The organism is Pseudomonas sp. AC229, assembly GCF_979254655.1.
On record NZ_CEEDHK010000002.1, the window covers coordinates 258,305 to 270,007 of the forward strand.

Annotated in this window: 10 protein-coding genes; 6 read left to right on the forward strand and 4 right to left on the reverse strand. The window is 61.4% G+C overall.

All coding sequences use genetic code 11. From position 1 onward, the window contains the following. The first annotated feature begins 100 nt into the window (after positions 1-100). Together AC0IW7_RS03815 and AC0IW7_RS03820 are read left to right on the forward strand one after the other, a co-directional pair. Positions 101-520, forward strand: coding sequence for a polyribonucleotide nucleotidyltransferase (locus tag AC0IW7_RS03815; protein WP_122492937.1), 420 nt, complete (start codon positions 101-103; stop codon positions 518-520). Further along, positions 517-1,407 (forward strand): cation diffusion facilitator family transporter, encoded by an 891-nt coding sequence (locus AC0IW7_RS03820; RefSeq protein WP_471815852.1) that lies wholly within the window; start codon positions 517-519, stop codon positions 1,405-1,407. Before AC0IW7_RS03815 ends, AC0IW7_RS03820 begins: the two co-directional genes overlap by 4 nt. A 205-nt stretch (positions 1,408-1,612) precedes the next feature. Here AC0IW7_RS03820 and clpB read toward each other — a convergent pair whose 3' ends face one another. The 3 genes from clpB to rluD all read right to left on the reverse strand — a co-directional run bounded on the left by clpB (position 1,613) and on the right by rluD (position 6,067). Then, positions 1,613-4,177 carry an ATP-dependent chaperone ClpB gene (gene clpB, locus AC0IW7_RS03825; protein ID WP_471815854.1) on the reverse strand — a complete coding sequence of 855 codons (2,565 nt, stop codon included), beginning with the start codon at positions 4,175-4,177 and terminating at the stop codon, positions 1,613-1,615. A gap of 200 nt (positions 4,178-4,377) precedes the next feature. Next, positions 4,378-5,106 (reverse strand): peptidoglycan editing factor PgeF, encoded by a 729-nt coding sequence (pgeF, locus tag AC0IW7_RS03830; protein ID WP_471816121.1) that lies wholly within the window; start codon positions 5,104-5,106, stop codon positions 4,378-4,380. A 16-nt stretch (positions 5,107-5,122) separates the two neighbouring features. Beyond that, positions 5,123-6,067, reverse strand: a complete 945-nt coding sequence (gene rluD, locus AC0IW7_RS03835) for a 23S rRNA pseudouridine(1911/1915/1917) synthase RluD (RefSeq protein WP_471815856.1) — start codon at positions 6,065-6,067, stop codon at positions 5,123-5,125. Positions 6,068-6,243: 176 nt separating this feature from the next. On the opposite strand from rluD, the gene AC0IW7_RS03840 reads away from it, so the two are divergent. The 4 genes from AC0IW7_RS03840 (at position 6,244) to AC0IW7_RS03855 (ending at position 10,592) form a co-directional block, all read left to right on the forward strand. Further along, positions 6,244-7,263 carry an outer membrane protein assembly factor BamD gene (locus tag AC0IW7_RS03840; protein WP_471815858.1) on the forward strand — a complete coding sequence of 340 codons (1,020 nt, stop codon included), beginning with the start codon at positions 6,244-6,246 and terminating at the stop codon, positions 7,261-7,263. Between the two features lie 176 nt (positions 7,264-7,439). Further along, a complete protein-coding gene (locus tag AC0IW7_RS03845) occupies positions 7,440-7,667 on the forward strand; it encodes a PP0621 family protein (RefSeq protein WP_122492942.1) in 228 nt (75 codons plus the stop codon). Beyond that, a complete protein-coding gene (locus AC0IW7_RS03850) occupies positions 7,657-9,249 on the forward strand; it encodes a sensor histidine kinase (RefSeq protein WP_471815860.1) in 1,593 nt (530 codons plus the stop codon). The genes AC0IW7_RS03845 and AC0IW7_RS03850 overlap by 11 nt, the downstream gene beginning before the upstream one ends. 2 nt (positions 9,250-9,251) lie before the next feature. After that, a complete protein-coding gene (locus tag AC0IW7_RS03855) occupies positions 9,252-10,592 on the forward strand; it encodes a sigma-54-dependent transcriptional regulator (protein WP_471815862.1) in 1,341 nt (446 codons plus the stop codon). On the opposite strand, the gene thiO is transcribed toward AC0IW7_RS03855, so the two are convergent. Then, positions 10,593-11,696: a glycine oxidase ThiO gene (gene thiO / locus AC0IW7_RS03860; RefSeq protein ID WP_471815863.1), complete on the reverse strand. Its 1,104-nt coding sequence runs from the start codon at positions 11,694-11,696 to the stop codon at positions 10,593-10,595. Between the last annotated feature and the right edge of the window lie 7 nt (positions 11,697-11,703).

Genomic DNA, 11,703 nt, shown 5'->3' on the forward strand with positions numbered 1-11,703 from the left:
GGCTTGTATAGTTGCCCACTTTGCTGATTCAGCGAGCGAAGGTCGGCCGTGAAACCGCCCCAACGCCGCGCACAATTTTTATCTCAAAGGAGTGTTTGCGATGCCCGTAAAGTCTCGTGTAATTGGTGGTGCATTGATCGTTGCCCTGCTCACTCAACTGAGCGCGTGCGGCAGCATTTTCTTCCCGGATCGCCGGGGCCAGATTGAAGGCAAAATCGACCCGGTGGTCGCCGGCCTCGACGCCATCGGCCTGCTGTTCTATGTGATCCCCGGCCTGATCGCGTTCGGCATCGACTTCGCCACCGGCGCCATCTACTTCCCCGAAGGCCAGAGCGCGCAAATCGATCCGCAAAAACTGCAAGACACTCTCGGCGCCGACGGCAAGGCCGACCCGGTTCGCCTCAAAGCCCTCATTCAACAGGAAACCGGTCGCACCCTGCCGCTGGATGACCCGCGCCTGATTCAGCACACCGGCAGCCTGCAACAGCTGGCCGCTTTCGGTCTGCGTCCCGCCGCATGAAATTAACCGCAGCGCATGAGCGCCTGCTGCGCCAAGCCACCTTCGCTTCGCTGGCGGTAGCGATCACCCTGATCGTGGCCAAAGGTGTGGCGTGGTGGTTAAGCGGTTCGGTCAGTTTGCTGGCGGGCCTCACCGACTCTCTGCTGGATGGCGCCGCCTCGCTGCTTAATTTGCTGGCGGTGCACTACTCGCTGCGTCCGGCCGACGATGACCACCGCTACGGCCACGGCAAAGCCGAGGCGTTGTCGGCGATTGCCCAAGCGCTGTTTATTGCCGTGAGTGCGGTGTTGGTGGCGGTGCAAGCCGTCGAGCATTTGCGTCACCCAGAACCGCTCGGTTCGCCCGAACTCGGCATTGCCGTGATGGTGCTGTCGCTGGCGCTGACCGTGGCGCTACTGGCTTTCCAATACCGTGTCATCCGCATCACCGGCTCCACGGCCATTCGCGCCGACTCCCTGCATTACCGCTCCGATTTGCTGCTTAACAGCAGCATTCTGCTGGCATTGGTGTTGGCCTGGTTCGGCTGGCAACAGTTGGACGCGCTGTTCGGGCTGGGCATCGCCGCTTACATCCTCTGGAGCGCGGTGCAGATTGCGCGGGAGTCGGTGGCGGTGTTGATGGATGAAGAACTGCCGGCCGACGTGAGCGCCAACATGCTTGAACTAGCCTGCCAAGTGCCCGGCGTGCTCGGCGCCCATGACTTGCGCACACGCATCTCGGGCACGCATTGGTTTGTGCAGTTGCATTTGGAGTTGCCAGGAGAGCTGAGCCTGACGGTGGCCCATGACCTGTGCGAGCAAGTGGAGAAGGCGATTATTGCGGCTTATCCACGGGCTGAGGTGTTGGTGCATGCCGATCCGCAGGAAGTGGTTCGGCAGCGGGGATGAGTGGGATATCGAGGTAACTGTAACGGTTTCAAAACCGCGTCATTCCCGCGAAAGCGACGATCTGACGACGGGGAATCCAGGCTGGAGCAGGTAAACGCGCTCGTCATGCAAGCCTGGATTCCCGCCTGCGCGGGAATGACGGTGGATGGGACGTAGACTGTGAAACACCCCAACTTATCGCAGGGATGAAGCCCAGCAGTGACGATCACGCAAACGTAATCTCGTCGCCATCGACCACGCCGGTCACGGTCGAGCCCGGCGCAAACTTGCCGCTCAGGATCAGTTGCGCCAACGGGTTTTCGATCCAGCGTTGCACGGCCCGTTTCAGCGGCCGCGCGCCATAGACCGGGTCGTAACCCACGGCGATCAGCTTGTCCAAGGCCTCATCGCTCAAGTCCAGGTTCAACTCGCGCTCGGCCAGGCGTTTGCGCAGGCGACCCAGTTGAATCTGGGCGATGCCGGCAATCTGATCACGGGCCAGCGGCTCGAAAATCACCACTTCGTCGATACGGTTGATGAACTCTGGCCGGAAGTGATTGCTCACCGCGTCCATGACTGCCGCGCGCTGGGCTTCCTGATCGCCGACCAATTCCTGAATCTGTGCCGAACCGAGGTTCGAGGTCATCACGATCACGGTGTTGCGAAAATCCACGGTGCGGCCATGGCTATCGGTCAGGCGACCGTCTTCGAGCACTTGCAGCAGCACGTTAAAGACATCCGGGTGCGCCTTTTCCACTTCGTCGAGCAACACCACCGAGTACGGTTTGCGCCGCACGGCTTCGGTGAGGTAACCGCCTTCTTCGTAGCCGACATAGCCTGGCGGTGCGCCGATCAAGCGGGCGACCGAGTGCTTCTCCATAAACTCCGACATGTCGATGCGCACCAGCGCCTCTTCGGTGTCGAACAGGAACTCGGCCAAGGCTTTGCACAGCTCGGTTTTACCCACGCCGGTCGGGCCGAGGAACAGGAACGAGCCGCTCGGACGATCCGGGTCGGACAAACCGGCACGAGAACGGCGCACGGCGCTGGCCACGGCGGTCACGGCTTCGTTCTGGCCGATCACGCGCTGGTGCAGCAAGCTTTCCATTTTCAGCAGTTTGTCGCGCTCGCCTTCGAGCATTTTCGCCACGGGAATACCGGTCCATTTCGAGACGACTTCGGCAATTTCCTCGTCGGTGACGCGGCTGCGCAGCAACTGGTTTTCCGTTTTGCCGTGCTGGTCGACCATCTGCAGGCTGCGTTCCAAATCAGGAATGATGCTGTATTGCAGCTTGGCCATCTGTTCCAGGTCGCTGCGACGGCGCGCCGTTTCCAGCTCTTGCCGGGCTTGCTCAATTTTTTGCTGAATCTGCGCGGAACCCTGTACTTCGGCTTTCTCCGACTTCCAGATTTCTTCCAGATCGGCGTATTCGCGCTCGAACTTGGCGATGTCTTCCTGCAACTTGTCGAGGCGTTTGAGCGCCGCGTCGTCGCTTTCCTTTTTCAGCGCTTCACGTTCAACTTTCAGTTGAATCAAGCGACGTTCCAGGCGGTCGAGCACCTCCGGCTTGGAGTCGATTTCCATACGGATGCGGCTGGCGGCCTCGTCCATCAGGTCGATGGCTTTGTCGGGCAGCTGGCGGTCGGTGATGTAGCGGTGGCTGAGCTTTACCGCGGCGATGATGGCGCCGTCGGTGATCGCCACTTTGTGGTGAACCTCGTAGCGCTCTTTCAGGCCGCGAAGAATGGCGATGGTGTCTTCCTCGCTCGGCTCATCGACCAGCACTTTCTGGAAACGACGCTCCAGCGCCGCATCTTTCTCGATGAACTGGCGGTACTCGTTGAGGGTGGTGGCGCCCACGCAATGCAGTTCGCCCCGCGCCAGCGACGGTTTGAGCATGTTGCCGGCGTCCATGGCGCCTTCGGCCTTGCCGGCGCCGACCATGGTGTGCAGCTCGTCAATAAACAGAATGACGCGGCCTTCCTGTTTCGACAGTTCGTTGAGCACCGCTTTCAGGCGCTCTTCAAACTCGCCACGGAACTTGGCGCCGGCGATCAAGGCGCCCATGTCCAGCGACAGCAGGCGTTTGTCTTTCAAGCCGTCGGGCACTTCGCCGTTGACGATACGTTGCGCCAGGCCTTCGGCGATGGCGGTTTTACCGACGCCGGGTTCGCCGATCAGCACGGGGTTGTTTTTGGTGCGGCGCTGCAACACTTGAATGGTGCGGCGAATTTCGTCGTCACGGCCGATCACCGGATCGAGCTTGCCTTCTTCGGCGCGCTTGGTGAGGTCGACGGTGTATTTGTCCAGTGCCTGACGCGACTCTTCCACGTTCGGGTCGTTGACCGCGTCGCCACCGCGCAGGTTGTTAACCGCGTTCTCCAGGGCTTTTTTGCTGACGCCCTGGCCCAGCAGCAGCTTGCCGAGCTTGGTGTTTTCGTCCAGCGCGGCGAGCAGCACCAGTTCGCTGGAAATGAACTGGTCGCCCTTCTGCTGCGACAGGCGATCGGCCTGATTGAGCAGGCGCGCCAGGTCTTGGGAGAGGTTAACGTCGCCTGTGGGGTTCTGGATTTTGGCCAGTTGGTCGAGCTCTTTGGTCAGCGCCTGACGCAGGCTGTTGACGTCGAAACCGGTCTGCATCAGCAGCGATTTGATCGAGCCGCCTTGCTGCTCAAGCAGGGCCTGCATCAGGTGCAATGGCTCGATGGCGGCGTGGTCCATGCCCACGGCCAGAGACTGGGCGTCGGATAACGCCAATTGCAATTTGCTGGTTAAACGATCGATACGCATAGGTTTACCTTCCTTTAGAGGGCAGCCGGCGCAATGAACGCACCTGATAAAAAATGTCTGCCGAGATGCTCAAGTAAGTGAGGCCGTTTGTTCGGGATTCAAGGTGTGTTGCCGGCGAACACGACTGAACGAGCCGACCTTGTGGGCGAACGGCGCATTTACTGACTGTAGATGACGGGCGGCGTGGCGCCGGGTTCAGCTTAGGGGGCAAGCCAGATTAAAGAGGCGAAACGGCCGGTGCGCGCGGCGCGGCGGTAGGAGAAAAAGCGTGGGTCGCTGACGGTGCACAAGCCGCCACCGTAAACGGCCGTAACGCCGCAAGCGGCCAGGCGCAGGCGGGCGAGCTGATAGATGTCGGCCAGATATTTTCCAGCATTGGCGCTAGGGATGAACGCTTGCTCGGCCTGTGGTTGAACGGCCATGAACGCCTCGCGTACCTCGGCGCCCACTTCAAAGGCTTGCGGGCCGATGGCGGGGCCGAGCCAGACCAGCACTTCGCTTGGCGGTACGGCGAGTGAATCCAGCGTGGCTTCCAACACGCCGTTGACCAGCCCGCGCCAGCCTGCGTGTGCTGCCGCCACGCGCGTGCCGGCGCGGTTGCAGAACAATGCCGGCAGGCAGTCAGCGGTCATGACGGTGCAAGCGATGCCGGGCGTGGCGGTCCAGCTGGCATCGGCTTCGGCAACAACTGTGGGGTCAGCAGCGGCGACGGCAACGCCATGCACTTGTTTCAGCCAGGCAGGCTGACAGTGCAGTTGGGCGATGAGGGAATGGCGGTTGGCAGCGACCGCGCTAGCGTCATCACCGACATGGTCACCGAGGTTGAAACTATCGAACGGGGCTTGGCTGACACCACCGGCGCGGGTGGTGACGCAGGCTTTGACCTGCGCCGGCGCAGGCCAATCCGGCGTTAGCCAGAGGGAAGTCAGCTCAGCCGACACCGATTCAGCCGACAAAGGCTTCGCGGTCCTGGCGCAGCAACGACAGCAGCCAGACAAAGTCTTCCGGCAGCGGAGACTCCCACTTCATGCGCTGGCCCGTCACCGGGTGCGTCAGCTCAAGAAAGCGCGCGTGCAGCGCCTGGCGTGGGAATTCTTTCAACGCGAGCAACATGGTCGGGTTGGCGGCTGGCGGAATGCGGAAGCGGCCGCCGTACGCTGGGTCGCCCACCAACGGGAAGTTGATGTGCGCCATGTGTACGCGAATTTGGTGGGTGCGGCCGGTTTCCAGTTTGACCCGGGCATGGGTGTGCGAGCGGAAGCGCTCAAGCACGCGATAATGGCTGATGGCTTGCTTGCCGCCTTCCATCACGGCCATGCGCTGGCGTTGCTGACCGTGGCGGCCAATCGGCGCGTCAATCTTGCCACCGGCGGTAATCACGCCAATGACGATGCATTCATAGATGCGGCTGACCGAGCGCTTTTGCAGTTGGTCGACCAGTTGCGTCTGCGCCTGAATATTTTTCGCCACCACCATCAAGCCGGTGGTGTCTTTGTCCAGGCGATGGACGATGCCGGCGCGCGGCACATTAATAATGTCGGGAACGTGGTGCAGCAGCGCATTGAGCAGCGTGCCGCTTTGGTGGCCCACGGCCGGGTGCACAACCAGACCTGCCGGCTTGTTGATGACCAGGATGTCGTCATCTTCGTAGACGATGTCCAGCTCGATGTCTTCGGCCACCCATTCGCCTTGCGCTTCTTGCTCGGCGTCCAGCGCCAGCACGCTGCCGCCATGCACAATGTCACGGGGGCGCACCACCTCGCCGTCCACCGTCAAAAGACCTTCTTTGATCCAGGCAGTAAGGCGCGAACGCGAGTGTTCACTGAAGAGTTGGGCGGCGACTTGGTCGAGGCGCTGGCCGCCCAATTCGGACGGAACCTCGGCGCGCATCTGGATGGCTAACTTATTAATTGGAGGAATGCTCGGTAACGGCGCGGCGTAGGCTTTGGTTTCGGCTACGCGCTTGTGGTTAAATACGGCGTCTTTGTCCCGGGGTAACCGGGGCGCTCATCATAACAGGACGGCTCTGCTCAAGACAGCCAGCCGTCACAGGGACGCAAGCCGCCATGCAAGTGAAACACCTGCTGCTGATCGCCATCCTCGCTCTCAACGTTGCTTGTTCTTCTAATGAAGTTGTAGACGAAAACCTGAGTGAGTCCGAGCTGTACCAGCAGGCACAGACCGATCTGGACAACAAGAGCTACACCAGCGCCGTCACAAAGCTGAAGGCATTGGAGTCCCGCTATCCGTTTGGCCGCTACGCCGAACAGGCGCAGTTGGAACTGATTTACGCCAACTACAAAAACGTTGAGCCGGAAGCTGCAAAGTCCGCCGCCGAGCGTTTCATCCGCCTGCATCCTCAACACCCGAACGTTGATTACGCCTATTACTTGAAAGGCCTGGCCTCGTTCGACCAGGACGTCGGCCTGCTGGCGCGCTTCCTGCCGCTGGACATGACCAAGCGCGACCCTGGCGCCGCTCGTGACTCCTTCAACGAGTTTGCCCAGCTCACCAGCCGCTTCCCCAACAGCCGTTACGCCCCCGACGCCAAGCAGCGCATGATTTACCTGCGCAACCTGCTGGCGGCCTATGAAGTACACGTGGGCCACTACTACCTAACGCGCCAGGCTTACGTAGCCGCCGCCAACCGCGGTCGTTATGTAGTTGAAAACTTCCAGGAAACCCCAGCCGTCGGCGATGGCCTGGCGATCATGACCGAGGCCTACCAGCGCCTGGCCCTGAATGACCTCGCTGATACCAGCCTGCAAACCCTGAAGCTCAACTACCCAGACCACCCGAGCCTGGTGGACGGCAAGTTCGTGCCCCAGGAAGACGAAGCGGACAACCGCAGTTGGCTGAGCAAGGCCACCTTGGGCCTGATCGAAAGCGACGCGCCACTGCCACCTGGCGAAACCCGCGCCAGCCAAGACGTAATCAAGCAGTACCAGGATGCCGAACAGGAAATTCCGGAAGACTTGCTGCCGCCTGAAGACGAAAACAGCGAAGCCGAGGAAGAACACGAAGCGGAAGGCAATAACGCCGACCGTTCCTGGTTCAGCTACATGACCTTTGGCGTGTTCGACTGAACACGCAACGGGTAATTAAAGAGGAGGCTTCGGCCTCCTTTTTTGTTGCCCACGTTTTTGCCGGCGTAGCCAGACAGCCGGAACTCACGGACACAACGCACACCGTGCCATTTCCCGGCTGTGCGGGCGCCACCAGCTTGGCTAAACTGCCAGCCTCACGAAACGAAGAGTCAATTATGGGACGCTTGTTAATCTGGATCGGTTTGATCTGTGCCGTGTACTGGCTATGGCGCCGCGCAACGCGCCCCGCCCCGGCCAAACCGGGCCTTGAAGAAGCCGCGCCGATGGTGCGCTGCGCCCATTGCGGCGTACACACGCCTCGCGTGAGCGCCGTCAACCAAGGCTCGCAATGGTTCTGCAGCCAGGTCCATCTCGAGCAGGGCGCTACCCGCAGTGACCGGTGAAACCCTGACCCTAAGCAGCCTGCAAGGGCAGCGAATTCTCAAGATCTACCACTTGTACCGCGTCGCGATCGGCGTGCTGCTGGTGGTACTGATCTACAGCGAGCTGGATAACCAGCTGCTACAAATGGCCAACGACAGCCTGTTCAAATACGGCAGCTGGTTGTACCTGATCCTCAACGCGCTCATCGCTTTAGGTGTACGCCGACCGCAACACCTGGCGCAGGTGTTCAGCCTGAGCATGGTCGATGTGATCTTGCTGTCCGGCCTGTTTTACGCCGCTGGCGGCACGCCGAGCGGCATCGGCACTTTGCTCATCGTCGCGGTAGCCATTGCCAATATTCTGCTGCGTGGCCGTATCGGCCTGCTGATCGCAGCGGTTGCTGCAATCGGCATGATCTACCTGACCTTCTACCTGAGCCTGAGCAATCCAGCCGCATCAAGCCAGTACGTACAAGCCGGGGCATTCGGCACGCTTTGCTTTGCCGCCGCGTTATTCGTCCAAGGCGTAACCCGGCGTTTGCAAGTCAGCGAAACCCTGGCAGAAAAGCGGGCGGCCGACGTTGCTAACCTCGAAGCCCTCAACGCCCTGATTCTGCAGCGCATGCGCACCGGCATTCTGGTGCTCGACGGTCAGCACCGCGTGCTCTTGGCAAACCAGGGCGCGCTGAGCCTGCTTGGCCGCGACGAGCTGGCCGGCAAAATCCTCGACCCCCACAGCCCCGAGCTGGTCAAACGCCTTCAGCACTGGCAGCGCAATCCCACGCTCCGCCCCTCAAGCATGCAAGCTGTGAACGACGGCCCCGTGCTACAACCCAGCTTCGTCACGCTGCAACGTGGCGAGAAACAAGACACTCTGGTGTTCCTCGACGACATCTCTCAAATCGCCCAACAGGCGCAGCAACTCAAACTCGCCTCCCTCGGCCGCCTGACCGCCGGCATCGCCCATGAAATTCGTAACCCGCTGGGCGCCATCAGCCACGCCGCGCAGCTGCTGCAAGAATCCGAAGACCTCGATGGCCCCGACCTGCGCCTGGCGCAGATCATTCAGGACCATTCGCGGCGCATGAATCTGGTCATCGAAAACGTGCTGCAGCTGTCACGCCGGCGCCAGGCCGAGCCGCAGCTGCTCGATCTCAAATACTGGCTGCACCGCTTCGCCAGCGAGTTCCGCACCACCACCAGCGAAAGCCAACTGCTGCATCTGGAAACGTCCGGCAGCACCATTCAGACGCGCATGGACCCCAACCAGCTCACCCAGGTGCTGACCAATCTGGTGGAAAACGGTTTGCGCCACAGCGCGATAAAAAACAAGCAAGGCCAGGTCTGGCTGAAGCTGTTCCGCGATCCTGACAGCGACCTGCCGATTCTCGAAGTACTGGACGACGGTGCCGGCGTACCGGCCGAACACCGGCAGAATATTTTCGAGCCCTTCTACACTACCGAAAACAAAGGCACGGGCCTCGGCCTGTACATTTCCCGCGAACTCTGTGAAAGCAACCAGGCCCGTCTGGACTACAAAACCCGCGATGTCGGCGGTGGCTGCTTCCGCATAACCTTCGCCCACCCGCGAAAATTGAGCTGACCATGACCGCCCGGCAAAAAGCCCTGATCGTCGACGACGAGCCCGATATCCGCGAGCTGCTGGAAATTACCCTCGGCCGCATGAAACTGGACACCCGCAGCGCGCGCAACGTCAAAGAAGCCCGCGAATGGCTAGCCCGCGAGCCGTTCGACCTATGCCTCACCGACATGCGCCTGCCCGACGGCACGGGGCTGGACCTGGTGCAGCACATTCAGCAGCGCCACCCGCAAGTGCCGGTGGCGATGATCACCGCTTACGGCAGTCTCGACACGGCGATCAACGCCCTCAAAGCCGGCGCCTTCGACTTCCTGACCAAACCAGTGGACCTCGGCCGCCTGCGCGAACTGGTCGCCACGGCCCTGCGTATTCGCAGCAACGACGGCGAGGAAGTCACCGTAGACAACCGCCTGCTCGGCGACTCGCCGCCCATGCGCGCGCTGCGCAAGCAAATCTTCAAACTGGCGCGCAGCCAGGCACCGGTTTACATCAGCGGCGAATCGGGCAGCGGTAAGGAACTGGTCGCGCGCCTGATCCACGAACAAGGCCCGCGTACCGAACTGCCCTTCGTGCCTGTGAACTGCGGCGCGATTCCGTCCGAGCTGATGGAAAGCGAATTCTTCGGCCATAAAAAAGGCAGCTTCACCGGCGCCATCGAAGACAAACAAGGCCTGTTCCAGGCCGCCAACGGCGGCACCCTGTTTCTCGACGAAGTGGCCGACCTGCCGCTGGCCATGCAAGTGAAATTGCTGCGTGCCATTCAGGAGAAAGCCGTCCGCACCGTCGGCGGCCAGCAAGAAGTGGTGGTGGACGTGCGCATTCTCAGCGCTACGCACAAAGACCTCGCCGCCGAAGTGGCCGCCGGTCGCTTCCGCCAGGATTTGTACTACCGCCTGAACGTGATCGAACTGCGGGTGCCGGCGCTGCGCGAGCGTCGTGAAGATATCGCGCAACTGTGCGACGTGATGCTCAAGCGCCTCGCCGAGGGCACAGGCCTAGCCGCCGCCAGCCTCGACCCCGACGCCCTGGAAAAGCTGAAAAACTACCGCTTCCCCGGCAACGTGCGCGAACTGGAAAACATGCTGGAACGCGCCTACACCCTGTGCGAAGACGACCGCATTCAAGCCAGCGACCTGCGCTTGGCCGATGCCAGTGGCTCCGGCGAAAACGGCGAGGCGAGCCTGGCGCAGATCGACAATATCGAGGACTACCTCGAAAACATCGAACGCAACCTGATCATGCAAGCGCTCGAAGAGACGCGCTGGAACCGCACCGCCGCCGCCCAGCGCCTGGGACTGACCTTCCGTTCCCTGCGCTACCGCCTGAAAAAGCTCGGCATCGACTGATCACAGCGGCCCGAGTCGACCCTGCGGCGCGTAAGGCGTGGGGTCGATGATCGGCGGGTTGCCCAGCATCAAATCCGTCAGCAACTGACAGGACGCCGGCGCCAGCACCAGCCCGTTGCGGTAATGGCCGCAGTTCAACCACAACCCCTCGAACCCCGGCACCGGCCCAATAAACGGAACGCCCTCCGGCGACCCCGGCCGCAACCCCGCCCAATGCCCAACCACCTCGGCATCTGCCAAGGCCGGCAGCAACTCGATGGCCGACGCCTTCAAGCTGGCAAGCGCCTCATCGGTAGGCGTCTTGTCGAACCCGCAGTGCTCCAGCGTGCTGCCCACGAGAATGTGGCCGTCCTTGCGCGGAATGGCGTAACGCCCCTTAGCCAACACCATGCTCGGCAAAAAGTCGGCAGCGCACTTGAACAGAATCATCTGGCCTTTTACCGGCACCACGGGCAAGTCGAGCCCCAGCGTGGCGAGCAATTCGCCACTCCAGGCGCCGGCAGTAAGTACCACGCGTTCCGCGCGGATTTCGCCTTCGGCGGTGTGCACACCAACAATCTTGTCACCCTCGCGAATAAACCCCGAAACCGGCGTTTGCTCACGCAGCGTGACGTTAGGCATTTGCATCAGCGCGGCACGCAGCGCTTTGACCAGGCGAGGATTACGGACGTTGGCAACGCCGCTCATGTGAACCGCGTGTTGGTAGCCCGAGCCGAGAACCGGAACGGCGTCGTACACCTGGCTCATCGGCACCGACGCCAATGGCCGACCGAGCGCTCGCGCCCAGGCCAGCGCTTGGGCCTCGTCGTCCAGATCCAGCCAATACAGTCCGGTGACGAAGACCTCGGGATCAATGCCGGTTTGCTCCAGCAACTGATTACCCAAGCCTGGATAGAAGTCTTGAGACCAGTGGGCTAGCGCTGTTACCGCCGAGGTGTAGCGCCAAGGGTAAAGGGGAGAAACGATGCCGCCGCCGGCCCAGGAAGACTCGGTGCCGGCGGTAGAGCGATCCAGCAAAACCACGGATTGTCCCTGCTTCGCCAGATTGAAAGCGGACATCAAACCGATTGCCCCGCCGCCTACCACAACAGTTCTACACGCCATCATTTCC

Excerpts from the sequence above, each read along its gene's own strand:
- AC0IW7_RS03840 (WP_471815858.1), top strand. The coding sequence starts at position 6,244 with ATGCAAGTGAAACACCTGCTGCTGATCGCCATCCTCGCTCTCAACGTT.
- rluD (WP_471815856.1), bottom strand. The coding sequence starts at position 6,067 with ATGCGCGCCGAGGTTCCGTCCGAATTGGGCGGCCAGCGCCTCGACCAA.
- AC0IW7_RS03815 (WP_122492937.1), top strand. The coding sequence starts at position 101 with ATGCCCGTAAAGTCTCGTGTAATTGGTGGTGCATTGATCGTTGCCCTG.
- AC0IW7_RS03820 (WP_471815852.1), top strand. The coding sequence starts at position 517 with ATGAAATTAACCGCAGCGCATGAGCGCCTGCTGCGCCAAGCCACCTTC.
- AC0IW7_RS03845 (WP_122492942.1), top strand. The coding sequence starts at position 7,440 with ATGGGACGCTTGTTAATCTGGATCGGTTTGATCTGTGCCGTGTACTGG.
- thiO (WP_471815863.1), bottom strand. The coding sequence starts at position 11,696 with ATGGCGTGTAGAACTGTTGTGGTAGGCGGCGGGGCAATCGGTTTGATG.
- AC0IW7_RS03855 (WP_471815862.1), top strand. The coding sequence starts at position 9,252 with ATGACCGCCCGGCAAAAAGCCCTGATCGTCGACGACGAGCCCGATATC.
- clpB (WP_471815854.1), bottom strand. The coding sequence starts at position 4,177 with ATGCGTATCGATCGTTTAACCAGCAAATTGCAATTGGCGTTATCCGAC.